A 13,345-nucleotide genomic window follows, 5' to 3' on the forward strand; every position below is an offset into this window, starting at 1 on the left:
ATGCCTGAGTTCGTGAACCAGGAATTCGTCGACGTCACGATGCGTGGGGTGATTTTCAACCGGGTCACCATCCACGACTCGGAGGTGATCGACCTCGACATCCATGCCGAGATCGGCCGCCTGGTCGTCAACGGCGTCGAGGTCGGCCCGCTCGTCGAGGCCGAACTGGACCGGCGCTACCCGGACCGGCCCAAGATGCGGCCGACCACGCCGGACGGTTTCCGGGAGGCGTACGACGTGGTCGAGCGCCTCTGGGCGGGCACCGTGGAACGGGCCCGCCGGCTCGACCCGGCGTTGCTGCACGAGTCGGTCGACGGTGAGTGGTCGTTCATCGAGACGCTGCGTCACCTGAGTTTCGCCACCGACTGCTGGGTGCGGCGGGCGATCCTCGGCGATCCGTCACCGTGGGATCCGCTCGATCTGCCGTGGGACGGCATGGAGGACACGCCTGGTGTGCCCCGTGACCGGGCGGCCCGGCCGTCCCTCGACGAGGCGCTGGCGCTGCGGCAGTCCAGAATGGCGACCGTCCGCGAGTTCGTCGACGGCCTCGACGAGCGGACGCTGGCGAGCGAGACCCGGCCGGTCGACGGGCCGGGCTGGCCGCCCGCGCGCGCCTTCCCGGTCGCCGAGTGCCTGCGGGTGGTTCTCAGCGAGGAGTGGGAGCACCGCCTCTACGCCGAGCGTGACCTAGCCGTCCTTGAGAGCCGGTCGAAAGCCGAGCTGGTGTGACGCCCGCTCGGCGGCCGCCTGCACGGCCGGTGCCAGCCGGCCCACGTCGGTCGGCCCGAGCCGCTGGGTGGGTGCGCCGATGCCGAGCACCGCGACGAGCTCGCCGGACATGCCGAACACCGGTGCGCTGATCGAGGCCGCCCCGGAGTCGCGCTCCTCGAAACTGGCCGCGTAACCCAGGTCGCGTACCTCTTCGAGCTGCTTGTCGAGCAGGTCGATGCCGACGGTCGTGCGGGGCGTGAGCCGGGTGAGGCCCTGGCTGACCGCGGCCTGCCGGGCGGCCGGGTCGTACGCCATGAACACCTTTCCGGCCGAGCCGGCGTGCAGCACCATCACCATGCCGACCATGAACAGCCGCATGACGACGTGCCGGGTCTCGGCGAGCGCCACGACCGTGCGGAAGCCGCCGCCGCGTACGTAGAGGCAAGCCGTCTCGCCGGTCTGGTCGCGCAGGTCGCGCAGGACCGGCCGGGTGAGCTGCACCAGGTCGAGGCCGAAGCTGCCGGGCGCCGCCCACCGCACGAGTCCGAGCCCGACGCGCCCGCAGCGAGCACGTCGCCCGCCCTGGTTTCCTAGCGGGAAGGCCCAGCGCGAAGGCTCGGGCCCGGCAGGAAACGCACCCCCGCTCCCTGCCGGGCCCCTCTCACCCGGTAATGCCTCTCGATGCGCCCCGGGGAAGGGCGCATTTCTATAACAGTCCCCCGGCCGGCTTCACCTCGACCGGCGTGGTCAGGCGGCGGCCGGCACCGACCACCCGCACCGGCCCGGTGAGCGTCACCGAACCCTGCAGCGGCAGGTCTCCCGCAGACCTTCCCACCTGCACATCGATCGATCCCGGCTCCACAATGCGCACCATGTCGCGCCCGGTGAAAGAGGTGCGGTCGGTGTGCACGTGGAAGGTGACCTCCTTCGCCTCGCCGGCCTCCAGCGGCACCCTGGCGAACCCCACCAGCTGACGCACCGGCCGGGTAACCTGAGCCACAACGTCGCGCAGGTACAGCTGCACGACCTCGTCTCCGGCCCGCTCACCGGTGTTGCGCACCCGCACGCTCACCGTGAACTCGCCGTCGGTCGGCACCTCGGCTGCGCTGATCCGCAGTTCGCCGACCTCGAAGCTGGTGTAGGAGCGGCCGTGGCCGAACGGGAACAGCGGCGTCGGGTCGAGATTGCTGATCTCGGACTTCTCCGCACCCAGGCGCGGCTGGAGATAGGTGCCCGGCTGCCCGCCGGTGTGCCGGGGAATCTGCACGGGCAGCCTTCCGCTCGGCTGGACCCGGCCGGAGAGCACGCCGGCGATCGCCGCCCCGCCCTCCTCGCCGGGCATGAACGCCTGCACGAGGGCGGCTGCCCGTTCGTGCACGCCACCCAGGGCATAAGGGCGCCCCGAGACGACCACGACGACGACCGGGGTGCCGGTCGCCAGCAACTCGTCGAGCAGGTCGGCCTGCACACCGGGCAGCCGCAGGTCCTCCGCGTCGCAACCTTCTCCGGAACTACCGCGGCCGAAGAGCCCGGCCAGGTCGCCGACCATCGCCACGCAGAGGTCGGCGTCCCTCGCGGCGGCGACCGCGGCCGCGAAGCCGGTCCGGTCGTTCCCGAGCACCGCGCAGCCGGGCTCGTGCACGATCTCGGCTCCGCCGAATTCAGCGCGCAGGGCCTCGGCCGCGGTCGGCACCGCGATGCCCAGCCCGGCCTCCGGATAGCGGGGGAGCACGTGGTTGGGGAAGGCGTAGCAGCCCATGAAGGTCTGCGGGTCGCCGGCGCACGGCCCCACGACGGCGATCCGGCCGGTTGCCGGGGCGATCGGCAGCACGTCACCCGGCTCGAGCAGCACGATCGAGCGCTCGGCCAGCTCACGGGCGAGGGCCCGGTTGCCGGCCGAGTCCAGCTCGACGCTGTCCGCGCCGGCCACGGACGCCTCCGGCGTCCAGCCCTCGTCGAGCAGGCCGAGCGACACCTTCTGGGTGAGCAGGCGCCGGGCCGCGGTTTCCACGGCCTCTTGGGGTACGCGGGTGAGCAGTCCCGGCCCGAAACCGACCGTGTCGGGCAACTCCACGTCGATGCCGGCCGTCAGCGCCTGAGCACCGGCGTCCTCCATGTCGGCCGCGGTCTCGTGCATCGTGGCCAGGAACGGCACCGCCCAATAGTCGCTGACGACCGTGCCGGTGAAGCCCCACTGCTCGCGCAGCACCTCGGTGAGCAGCCACCGGTCGGAGCCGGCCGGCACCCCGTCGACATCGGAGTACGAGTTCATCACCGAGGCGGCGCCGCCCTCGCGGAGGGCGGTCTCGAAGCTCGGGAAGATCACGTCGAGCAGCTCGCGGCGGCCCATCGGGACCGGCCCGTGGTTGCGGGCGCCCCGCGAGGCGGAGTACCCGGCGAAGTGCTTGAGGCAGGCCAGCACCCCGGAGCTCTGCAGCCCCCGCACGTACGCCGTGCCGACCATCGACACCAGGTACGGGTCCTCGCCGATCGTCTCCTCCACCCGGCCCCAGCGGTAGTCGCGCACCACGTCGAGTACGGGGGAGAGGCCCTGGTGGACCCCGAGTGCCGCCATGTCGCGGCCGATCGCGGCGGCCATCCGCTCGACGAGGTCGGGGTCGAAGGTCGCGCCCCAGGCGATGGCGGCGGGATAGACAGTGGCGCCGAAGGTCGTGAAGCCGGTCAGGCACTCCTCGTGTACCAGCGCCGGGATGCCGAGCCGCGAGTTGCCGATGACGATGCGCTGCTGGCGGATCAGCTCGGCCGCGCCCTGGGCGGGGGTGAGCGGCACGCTGCCGTAGACGCGGGTGAGGTGACCGAGGCCGTTACGGCTGGCCTCTTCCAGCGCGATCGTGCCGGAGGCGGCGAAGACGTCGGCCATCGGTGCGACGTTGAGCGTTTCGCCCTCGTCGGCGGGTGCGGGCTCTTCGTCCGACATGTCGTTTCCGACCCACCGACTGCCGAGTTGTGCGACCTTTTCATCAAGGGTCATTGCGCCCAGCAACAGATCGACGCGTTCGGCGACCGGGCGGGCCGGGTCTCGCCAGGGCTCGGCCCCATGTTCGTCGATCACGCGGCAACTCCTCATGTTTTCCGAAACTTTCAGTATTTTTACAGCCCAAGATCTCGCCTGGAGGTGTTTCAAGATGATCTCAGACTGGTCACGTCAACAGCGTCTACTCTTGCGCTGGGAGCGTGACCATAGCAAGACTCTTGACATGGTCAGGGTGAAACCCTACGTTAACGAAACCTCACGTTAACTTGCGGTCACAGCGCGAAACTTGCAGTAAATGTGATGCCTGTCCCGCAACAAACCAGGGCAACCCAGGCGAGATCCATCCAGCCACGAAGATCCACGCGCCGCGTCCGGACGCGGCCGTCGAGTACGGAGATCAGCGTGTCCAATAGTCCAGTTTCGCGACGGAATTTCCTCGGCTTGACGGCCGGCGCAGCAGCTGCGGCCGGCCTTGCGGCGTGTGGCAGCTCCGGTCCTAAGGACAACAGCGGCAGCAGTGGCGGCGGTGGGGGCGGCGCGGCTTCCTACTGGTCGCTCAGCGGTCCGCCCGGCCAGCCGATTCGTCAGCAGTCGATCGACCGGTTCAACAAGGCGAACCCGAGCACCAAGATCACCCCGAACTTCTTCGCCAACGACGACTACAAGCAGAAGATCAAGACCGCGATCGGCGCCGGTCAGGCCCCGACCATGATCTGGGGCTGGGGCGGCGGTGGTCTCAAGAGCTACGTCGACGCGAACCAGGTCGTCGACCTGACCGACTGGCTCACCCAGAACGCGGCCGTCAAGAGCAAGATCCTGCCGTCGTCGTTCGGTGCCGCCACGGTCAACGGCAAGGTCTACGCGCTCCCGATCGAGACCGTGCAGCCGATCGTGCTGTTCTGGAACAAGAAGATCTTCGACAAGTACAAGCAGCAGCCCCCGCAGTCGTGGGGCGACATCATGAACCTGGTGTCGGTGTTCAAGGGCAAGGGCGTCGCGCCGTTCTCGCTCGCCGGCCAGTCCCGCTGGACCAACATGATGTGGCTCGAGTTCCTGCTCGACCGCACCGCCGGTTCCGAGGTCTTCAACAACGTCTTCGCCGGCAAGGCGAACGCCTGGTCCGACCCGGCCGTGCTGGACATGCTCAACAAGATCGTCGCCCTGATCGACGCGGGCGGCTTCGAGAAGGGCTTCTCCTCGGTCACCGCTGACTCCAACGCCGACCAGGCGCTGCTCTACACCGGCCGCGCGGCCATGATGGTGCACGGCTCCTGGTCGTACGGCATCCAGAAGGCCAACGGCGGCGACTTCGTCAAGTCGGGTGGTCTGGGCTGGATGAACTTCCCGCCGGTCGAGGGCGGCAAGGGTGACCCGACCAACACGGTCGGCAACCCGGGTCAGTACCTCTCGATCTCGTCGAAGGCTTCGGCGGCCCAGCAGGACATCGCCAAGAAGTTCTTCTCGACCACGCTGGTCGACGACGACGAGAAGGCGAGCTGGGTCAAGTCGGGTGGCGTCCCGGTGCTCACCGGCGCCGACAGCCTCTACACCGGCGACGACGCGCAGTTCCTCAAGGACATGTCGTCGATCGCGCAGAACGCCAAGGTGTTCGCGCAGTCGTGGGACCAGGCGCTGAGCCCGACCGCGGCCGACACGCTGCTGGACAACATCGCCAAGCTGTTCCAGGGGCAGATCAAGCCGCAGCAGTGGATCGACAACATGAACGGGGTCATCGGCAAATGACAGCGCTCGCTCCGCCCGCGGTACGCGTGAAGGAGCCAACAAACACGCAGCGCGGGCGGAGCGGCTCCGTCGTGTGGATGGCGATTCCGGCGCTGCTGATGTTCCTCGCGTTCGGGATCGTCCCGCTGCTCGGCGCTCTGGGCCTGAGTTTCACGTCCTGGAACGGTCTCGGCACCGTTCACTTCTCGGGGCTGACCAGCTGGAAGGCGGAGCTCAAGGATCCCGAGCTCCCGCACGCGCTCTGGGTCACCTTCGAGATCATGGCGCTCTCCTGGGTGGTGCAGACGCCGCTGTCCATCCTGCTCGGCGTGTTCCTGGCGGCGTCCAAGAGGTACCGCGGCTTCCTGGCGGTGCTGTACTTCATCCCCCTGCTGCTGTCCTCGGTGGCCATCTCGATCACGTACAAGGCGCTGCTCGACCCCAACTTCGGTATCGGCAACGCGCTCAAGGTCGGCTGGCTGAATCAGGACTGGCTCGGCAACACCACGCTCGCCATCGGCACGCTCGTGTTCGTGGTGTCGTGGCAGTACGTGCCCTTCCACTCCCTGATCTACCAAGGCGCGGTACGGCAGATCCCCATCTCGATGTACGAGGCGGCCCAGATCGACGGTGCCGGCCGGGTGCGGCAGTTCTTCAGCATCACGCTGCCCCAGATCAAATACACGATCATCACGTCCTCGACGCTGATGGTCGTCGGATCGCTGACCTTCTTCGACCTGATCTGGGTGCTCACCGCGGGTGGTCCCGGCCACGCGACACGAGCGCTGGCGGTCGAGATGTACCGGAAGGGCTTCATGGCCGATCTTATGGGCCCGGCGAGCGTGATCGCGGTGATCCTGGTGTTGGTCGGTTTGATTTTGGCCCAGTTGCTGCGGCGCCTCGGCGGCCGCGGTGACGAGAGCCAGCTGGAAGGGGTCTGAGTCTTGGCCACGATCGAAGCAACCGCCCCGGCCAAGCGGAACACCCCGCCCGGCGGCAAGGTCGCGAAGTTCAACTGGATCGGCGGCTCCCTCAGCTGGGTCTGGCTGATCATCGTCATGCTGCCGATCTATTGGATCGTCATCACCAGCTTCAAGACGTCGTCGAACTACTTCATCACCAACGCGCTGTTGCCGCCGAAGGACCCGACGCTCGACAACTACAAGCTGGTCTTCCAGAACGACATCGTGCGCTACTTCCTGAACAGCATCGTCGTGACGGCGGGCGCGGTCATTCCGGCGGTGGCGATCTCGTTCATGGCGGCATACGCGATCGTCCGGGGCTCCGGCAACCGCTTCCTCCGCTACACGAACTCGCTGTTCCTGATGGGCCTGGCGATCCCGCTCCAGGCGGTGATCATCCCGGTCTATCTGATCATCATCCGCCTTCAGCTGTACGACAGTCTGCTGGCGATCATCCTGCCGTCGATCTCGTTCGCGATCCCGCTGTCCGTCCTGGTGCTGTCAAACTTCATCCGGGACGTGCCGAAGGAACTCTTCGAGTCGATGCGCATGGACGGCGCCACTGAGTGGGGCACACTGTGGCGGCTGGCGCTGCCGCTGACCAGGCCCGCCCTGGTCACGGTCACGATCTACAACGGCATCGGCATCTGGAACGGCTTCCTGCTTCCGCTGGTGCTGACCCAGAGCCCGGACCAGCGCACCATCCCCTTGGCGCTGGTCAGCTTCCAGGGTCAGTTCAACGTGAACGTGCCGGCTGTTGTCGCGGCGGTCACGCTGACCACCCTCCCGATCATCATCATGTACGCGATCGGGCGCCGGCAGCTCCTCTCCGGCCTCACCGCCGGATTCAGCAAGTAACGTCGGTTCGCATTTCGCCCGGTCGGCCTTCAGGGGCCGGCCGGGCTTTGTGCGTCGGGGCCCCTGCTCCCAGCCACCTCGCCTCGTTGGTTTCGCGGATCCGGTCTTCCCGAACCGGGCCCGCCGCGGTGACCCGGACCGCTTCACCCGGCAGATCGCGTTGGTCACCGTCGGGGGCGGGCTTTCCATCCCTAGGCGTTGTCGAGAGGTGGGCGGCCGATTACGCGGAAGTGTTGCGTGACCACGGGTGTGTCGTCGTCGAACCGGGGCGTGTGGCCGAGGAACTCGGCTACGAAGTCGCTCTGGAAGAAGGTCTCGTGGGCCGCGCGCCAGTGGGTGGCGTCGCGGTAGCCGCGGCCTTCCGCGTGGGCGTAGTCGTCGGTGACGGTGCTGATCGGCACGATGTCCACGCGGGTCAGTTCGATGACGGCCGCCGGGCGTCCGTCCGAATCGACGAGGCAGAGCTTGTCACCGGCCGCGGGCAGCGGTTCGCCGGCGCGCTCGTGGAGCTCGGGCAGCCCGGTCATCGTCGTCTTGGTGCCGGCCAGGATCGCGGCGATGCCGGACTCGCGCTCCGGTCCAGGCGCGGCCAGCTCGAGGACGGGAAGGTCACCGACATCCCACGAGGGGGCGGTGAACAGTTTCCAGTTGCCCTCGGAGACGACCTCCACCCGGCCGTCGGCTACCTTGATGGCGGTGTCGTCGTCGATCGCGTACGCCGGACCCGGAATCTCGGCCGCCCACCGTTCCGCGGCGGCCATGCTCTGGTGCGGGAACTCCGGGTTGTCGATGTGCGGGAAGATCGAGAAGTCGACCATTCCGAGCGTGCGGGTGTCGCCGGTCGGCGACTTCCAGTCGTCGGCGTCCTGCGTGACACCGGGGGTCAGCGCGAGGCTTCCGGCGCTGGACCCGACGTACACCATCTCGGGCAGTGCGGGCAGGAGGTCGGCCAGCCCGGACTTCCGCATCCAGTGCGCCAGGAACACGGTGTCGCCGCCGTTCACCAGCAGTGCGTCGGCGTCCCGGACCCACTGGACCCACCGTTGCCGGTCGACGCTGGGCAGGGCGGTGAGCTCCAGCACCCCCACCGACTTCCACCCGAGGTCGACCATGCGTGCGGCCGACCGTCCGCTGATGAAACGCCACGGCCCGGCCGGCCCGTAGGTGCTCCCGTAACCCGCGGTGGGGATGCAGAGGGCGTGCGACTCGGCGATCGGTTTGCCCAGGAGGTCGGTCAGCGCGTCGCGGATGGTCGGGTTCTGGACGCCGGCGGAACAGAGAAGAAGCCGCATGGTGCGCACCGTACCGGGCGGTACGAAGGGGAGAGTGGTGAAGTGAGCAGCGAGATGGTCTACCGGGACTTCCGCGGTGACGGCGGGCTGGTGCTGGTGATGCCGCAGCGGGTGGTCCTGGAGGACGAGCGCGGGTTGCTCGCGTGGCGGCCGATCGGGACGCCCTACCTGATGCGGCGCACTGTGGACGGCAGGGATCGGCGGGAGGTTCCGTTCGCCCGGCGGTCCGATGTGGAGTGGCGGCTCGCGCCGATGACGTGGAGCGGGCGGCATGTGCTGCATCTGTTCCGGCCGGGGCGGGCCCACTCGGTGTGGTGGATGTTCGGGGCCGACTTCACGTTCGACCGGTGGTACGTGAACCTCGAGGCGCCGCCCGTTCGGTGGGACGGCGGCGTCGACACCTTCGACCACGCACTCGACATCGTGGTGCAGCCGGATCGCACGTGGCGATGGAAGGACGAGGACGAATACCTGGAGCGGATCGGGCACCCGGCGTACTGGGATGCCGCCCAGGCCCTCCAGATCCGGGCCGAGGGGGAGCGCGTGGCCGGGGACATCGAGGCGGGGCGGTTCCCGTTCGACGGCAGCTGGCTCGATTTCCGGCCCGACCCCGGCTGGTCGCTGCCGGTATTGAAGGAGGGCGCCACCGAGGTCACGCAAAGGCGTCGTCGGTGAGGACCAGCCGGTGGGGCTGGGCGATCTCCTCCGCGTGCAGGGTCCAGCGGCCGTCCCGGTCCGGGGCGGCGTAGTTGAGGATGACGGCGGATTCCGGGCCGTGGTAGCCGGCGTGGAGCAGCCGGGCCTCGGGCGACCGGGGGTGGTGGGCGCGGGAAGCCGGACGCCGATGGGGCGTTCCCACTCGGCGGTCAGCTGTTGAAAGGCGCGGTCGCGGGCCGCGCCGTGCCGGCGGGCCGCAGCGAGCACACGGGTGCCCGCCCCGGCGAGCGTGTCGCACAGGTCGGCGAGGGCGAACCAGCCGACCCGTTTCGCGTACCGCACCGTGCGGATCTCCTGCATGGCCCGGATCAGCGCGGAGGCGGCTCCGGCGGCCGGGCCGGCGACGGCGACGAGCGGCCGGCCCGGCGACGGCGAGGCGGGCTCGTAGTGGTAGCCGTAACTCGCCGAGGCCGCGCGGATGAAGCCGTCGACGCCCAGACGGAGGGCGCCGTCGCCGGACAACGTCACGCCGGCCGTGTCCGTGCTGTCGAAGCGGAACGCCTTTACATCGTCGAGGCGGACGTCGGCCGAGCCGCAGCCCAGAAAAGCGGTGAGCGTCGGTCCGGTCCGCTCGATCTGGAAGGAGGTGATGACGGCCCCGGTGAGGTCCGGCGGATCGAGGACGTCGGTCAGCCTCGGCCGCGGCCCGAGGAAGCGCTCGACCGGCTCGCCGGCCAGCGAGGTCATCCACTCCGACCGGGCCGCGCCCATCCAGCGCAGCGCCGTGCGGGCCCGGCGTTCCCGCAGCCACGGCCGGCGGGTCAGGGCGACGGCGAAGAACGGGTACGTGTTGTTGTCCCACACGTCGGACGTCCGCACGACCTCCAGGCGGTCGAAGTGCCGACCGTCCGCCAGCAGCCCCGCGATGCGCGCCACCGACCGATCCAGCAGCGCGCCCAGCATCTCGGTCCCGTTCACGGCCGGACCGTCAGGCGGGTTTGACCGGGGCGGTGCTCTCGCGTACGACCAGTTCGGTGGCGAGTTCGACCCGCGGCGTTTCCACCGCCTCGCCCCGGGACAGTCGCAGCACCGTGCGGGCGGCCAGCGCCCCCATGTCGGCCAACGGCTGCCGGACCGTGGTGAGCGGCGGGGACGACCAGCGCGCCTCGGGCAGGTCGTCGAAGCCGACCACGCTCAGGTCTTCGGGCACGCGCAGGCCGCGCAGGCGGGCCGCCTCGTAGACACCCAGGGCCATCTGGTCGCTCGACGCGAAGATGGCGGTCGGGCGCTCCTCCCGTTCGAGCATGCGGTCGGCGGCGGCGAAGCCGCCCTCGTGGCGGAAGTCGCCCGGTTCGATCAGGCGCCGGTCGACGCGGATGCCGACCGACTCGAGCGCCGCCCGGTAGCCGTCGAGGCGGGCCCGGCTGCACAGCAGGCTTTTCGGGCCTTCGACCAGTCCGATGCGGCGGTGGCCCAGCGAGATCAGATGCTCGGTCGCGGTGCGGCCGCCGGACCAGTTCGTCGCGCCGATCGTCGGAACGTCGGCCGCAGCGCCGCCCGCCGGGTCGATGATGACCATCGGGACGTTGAGCCGGTGCAGTTCGGAGTGGACCGGGCCGGCCCCGTCGGAGACGACCAGGATGACGCCGTCGGAGGCGCGGGCGCGCAGGTTCTGCAGCCACTGGCGGGCCGATGCGGTGCGGTGGTGCACCGCGGAGACGACCGTGCCGACGCCGGCCGCGTGGGTCACGTCCTCGACGCCGCGGATCAGCTCGACCGCCCACGGGCTGTCGAGGTCGTGGAAGACCAGGTCCATCAGGCCGGCCCGCAGCGGTTGCCGAGAGTTACGGGGGCGGTAGTCGTGCTCGCGGAGGAGCATCTCGATCTTGTCGCGGGTTTCGGGGGACACGTCGGTGCGCCCGTTGAGCACTCGTGACACGGTGGGAACCGAAACTCCGGCCGCTTCCGCGATCGTCGCGATGGTGACCCGTTGTCCGCCGGAGGCCATCCGCCACTCCCTGCATGAGTTCCGCGATCTGCATAAGTTCCGTGATCCGGCCTGAAACTTTCGAGCCTGGCTGACGAGTATGACACATGTGTGGCGGACTGGCGTCGCTCCGTAGGTCTGAGGTTGCGAGGTTCGGGGTACATCGATGACATGCCCGCCCTCGTCGCCGCCCGCTATCGCCTGGGCGAATCCGTCGGTCGCGGTGGTATGGGCCGCGTCTGGCGTGCACATGACCAGGTACTCGACCGCGACGTCGCCGTCAAGGAGATCGTTCCCCCGCCGGGACTTTCGGATCCCGAGGGGGTCCACCGGCGTACCCTCCGGGAGGCCCGGGCGACCGCCCGGCTCAGCCACCCGGGGGTTGTTCAGGTCTTCGACGTGCTCGAGGTCGACGGCGGCACGTGGATCGTCATGGAGTACGTGCCGTCGCGGTCCCTGCAGGAGGTCCTCAAGGCCGAGGGCCCGCTCCCGCCGCGCCGCGTCGCCAAGATCGGTCTGGACCTGCTCGACGCGCTGGTGGCGGCGAACCGGGCCGGCGTCGAGCACCGCGACGTCAAACCGGCGAACGTCCTGATCGCCGACGACGGACGCGTCATGCTGACCGACTTCGGCATCGCCGCGATCGCCGACGACCCGTCGAACAGCATGTCCGACGCGTTGGTCGGCTCGCCCGAGTACATGCCGCCGGAGCGCACCAAGAACGAGCATGTGGGCCTGGTCTCCGACCTGTGGTCGCTCGGCGCGACGCTCTACGCCGCGGTCGAGGGCAAATCCCCGTTCCGCCGGCCAACGGTCGCCGCGACGCTGACCGCGATCACCGTCTCGCCTCCGGATCCGCCGACGCAGGCGGGCGCTCTGGCCCCGCTTCTGGAAGCGTTGCTGCAGAAGGATCCGGCCGACCGGCCGTCGGCCAAGGACGCGGCCAAGATGTTGCGTTCCGCTGCGAGCGGCGCCTACGGCCGGGCGTCGATTCCGGCTCCGGATGTACGCGAAGGGACCGCGCCGGCCGAACCCCCGGCCGTCGACGACCCGTCCACTCCGGCTGCGCCGCCGGAGAACGCGGCCCCGGCCCCGTCCGAGACCCCGACCCCAGCCCCGTCCGAGGATCCCGCCCCAGCCCCGGCCGACGATTCCGCTCTGGTCTCGCCTGCGGTTCCCGACCTGGCCCCGGTCGAGGATCCCGCTCTGGTCTCGCCCGCGGTTCCGGACCTGGCCCCGGTTGAGGATCCCGCTCTGGTCTCGCCCGCGGTTCCCGGCCCGGCCCCGGTTGAGGATTCCGCCGTGGTCTCGCCCGCGGTTCCCGGCCCGGCCCCGGCCGAGGATCTCGTCCCCGCCCCCGCCGAGGTTCCGGCCCCGGCCGAGGATTTCGCCCCGGTTCCGGCCGAGGAACAGCCCGCGCTCGCCGGAAACCGCCGGAAGTGGGTGGCAATCGCCGCGGCGGTCCTCTCCGTTCTTCTGATCGCCGGCGCCGCCCTGTGGTTCGCCGATCATCGGCCAGCAGGCCGGTCCACCAGCACCGGGCCGTCCCGTCCGCCGTCCCCCGGACCGTCGTCCTCGGTAGCCGCCGTGCCGCCGGCCTCCGCCTCCACATCGGCGTCCGCCCCTTCTTCGTCCTCGTCGTCGGCGCCGGCCTCGTCCTCGTCCTCCGCCGCCACGTCCGGGCGCCCCGCCCTGCCCGGCGGCTGGCACGACTACCACGACAAGACCGGCTTCTCGGTCTACGTCCCGGACGGCTGGTCGAAGTCGCAGAAGAACTCGATGGTCTACTTCCGCGGCGACGGCCGGGTTCTCGGCATCGACCAGAGCGACCAGCCGAAGTCCGACCCGCTGGCCGACTGGCGCGAGAAGTCGTCCTACCGGGTTTCGAACGGCGACTTCCCCGGCTATCACCTGGTCCGCCTGGAGTCGGTGAACTACCTCAAGAAGTCGGCCGACTGGGAGTACACCTTCAACGGCAGCGGCACCCGCCAGCACGTCGACAACCGCAACATTCTCGCCTCGTCCCACCAGGCGTACGCCATCTACTGGCAGACCGCCGACGCCGACTGGAACGCCCACAAGGACGACCTGGCCCTGATCTACGCCAGCTTCCGCCCGAAGTGACGAAGTCGTCTGACCGATGCTGTGGCCCGGCCGGATG

The 13,345-nt window shown here is 69.6% G+C and carries 11 protein-coding genes; 6 read left to right on the forward strand and 5 right to left on the reverse strand.

All coding sequences use genetic code 11. The features are described from left to right. On the forward strand, positions 1-729 hold the full coding sequence (locus tag ACIA5C_RS44655; RefSeq protein ID WP_396066611.1) for a DinB family protein: 729 nt from the start codon (positions 1-3) through the stop codon (positions 727-729). On the opposite strand, the gene ACIA5C_RS44660 is transcribed toward ACIA5C_RS44655, so the two are convergent. Both ACIA5C_RS44660 and ACIA5C_RS44665 read right to left on the reverse strand, forming a co-directional pair. Next, positions 688-1,251, reverse strand: a complete 564-nt coding sequence (locus ACIA5C_RS44660) for an IclR family transcriptional regulator (protein ID WP_396066613.1) — start codon at positions 1,249-1,251, stop codon at positions 688-690. The two genes, ACIA5C_RS44655 and ACIA5C_RS44660, sit on opposite strands and share 42 nt — an antisense overlap. 166 nt (positions 1,252-1,417) lie before the next feature. After that, positions 1,418-3,799 (reverse strand): glycoside hydrolase family 3 N-terminal domain-containing protein, encoded by a 2,382-nt coding sequence (locus ACIA5C_RS44665; RefSeq protein WP_396066615.1) that lies wholly within the window; start codon positions 3,797-3,799, stop codon positions 1,418-1,420. A gap of 348 nt (positions 3,800-4,147) precedes the next feature. On the opposite strand from ACIA5C_RS44665, the gene ACIA5C_RS44670 reads away from it, so the two are divergent. The 3 genes from ACIA5C_RS44670 (at position 4,148) to ACIA5C_RS44680 (ending at position 7,248) form a co-directional block, all read left to right on the forward strand. Next, on the forward strand, positions 4,148-5,449 hold the full coding sequence (locus ACIA5C_RS44670) for an extracellular solute-binding protein (protein WP_396066617.1): 1,302 nt from the start codon (positions 4,148-4,150) through the stop codon (positions 5,447-5,449). A gap of 77 nt (positions 5,450-5,526) precedes the next feature. After that, positions 5,527-6,369, forward strand: a complete 843-nt coding sequence (locus ACIA5C_RS44675; RefSeq protein WP_396066619.1) for a carbohydrate ABC transporter permease — start codon at positions 5,527-5,529, stop codon at positions 6,367-6,369. A gap of 3 nt (positions 6,370-6,372) precedes the next feature. Continuing rightward, a complete protein-coding gene (locus tag ACIA5C_RS44680; protein ID WP_396066621.1) occupies positions 6,373-7,248 on the forward strand; it encodes a carbohydrate ABC transporter permease in 876 nt (291 codons plus the stop codon). A 191-nt stretch (positions 7,249-7,439) separates the two neighbouring features. On the opposite strand, the gene ACIA5C_RS44685 is transcribed toward ACIA5C_RS44680, so the two are convergent. Beyond that, entirely contained in the window at positions 7,440-8,540 is a 1,101-nt protein-coding gene (locus ACIA5C_RS44685) for a Type 1 glutamine amidotransferase-like domain-containing protein (protein WP_396066623.1), read from the reverse strand. A gap of 42 nt (positions 8,541-8,582) precedes the next feature. Between ACIA5C_RS44685 and ACIA5C_RS44690 the strand changes: the two genes are divergently transcribed. Next, positions 8,583-9,215, forward strand: coding sequence for a DUF402 domain-containing protein (locus tag ACIA5C_RS44690; protein WP_396066625.1), 633 nt, complete (start codon positions 8,583-8,585; stop codon positions 9,213-9,215). Here ACIA5C_RS44690 and ACIA5C_RS44695 read toward each other — a convergent pair. After that, positions 9,193-9,399, reverse strand: a complete 207-nt coding sequence (locus ACIA5C_RS44695) for a hypothetical protein (protein WP_396066627.1) — start codon at positions 9,397-9,399, stop codon at positions 9,193-9,195. The genes ACIA5C_RS44690 and ACIA5C_RS44695 overlap by 23 nt on opposite strands. 786 nt (positions 9,400-10,185) lie before the next feature. Beyond that, positions 10,186-11,205 carry a LacI family DNA-binding transcriptional regulator gene (locus ACIA5C_RS44700; protein ID WP_396066629.1) on the reverse strand — a complete coding sequence of 340 codons (1,020 nt, stop codon included), beginning with the start codon at positions 11,203-11,205 and terminating at the stop codon, positions 10,186-10,188. A 150-nt stretch (positions 11,206-11,355) separates the two neighbouring features. Between ACIA5C_RS44700 and ACIA5C_RS44705 the strand changes: the two genes are divergently transcribed. Continuing rightward, complete coding sequence (locus tag ACIA5C_RS44705) at positions 11,356-13,308, forward strand: protein kinase (RefSeq protein ID WP_396066631.1); 1,953 nt, start codon at positions 11,356-11,358, stop codon at positions 13,306-13,308. Positions 13,309-13,345 lie beyond the last annotated feature (37 nt).

This window comes from Actinoplanes sp. NPDC051343, assembly GCF_044455125.1.
In the GTDB taxonomy this organism is placed as follows: domain Bacteria; phylum Actinomycetota; class Actinomycetes; order Mycobacteriales; family Micromonosporaceae; genus Actinoplanes.

Coding starts and splice junctions, on each gene's coding strand:
- ACIA5C_RS44675 (WP_396066619.1), top strand. CDS start 5,527: ATGGCGATTCCGGCGCTGCTGATGTTCCTCGCGTTCGGGATCGTCCCG.
- ACIA5C_RS44665 (WP_396066615.1), bottom strand. CDS start 3,799: ATGAGGAGTTGCCGCGTGATCGACGAACATGGGGCCGAGCCCTGGCGA.
- ACIA5C_RS44685 (WP_396066623.1), bottom strand. CDS start 8,540: ATGCGGCTTCTTCTCTGTTCCGCCGGCGTCCAGAACCCGACCATCCGC.
- ACIA5C_RS44655 (WP_396066611.1), top strand. CDS start 1: ATGCCTGAGTTCGTGAACCAGGAATTCGTCGACGTCACGATGCGTGGG.
- ACIA5C_RS44700 (WP_396066629.1), bottom strand. CDS start 11,205: ATGGCCTCCGGCGGACAACGGGTCACCATCGCGACGATCGCGGAAGCG.
- ACIA5C_RS44705 (WP_396066631.1), top strand. CDS start 11,356: ATGCCCGCCCTCGTCGCCGCCCGCTATCGCCTGGGCGAATCCGTCGGT.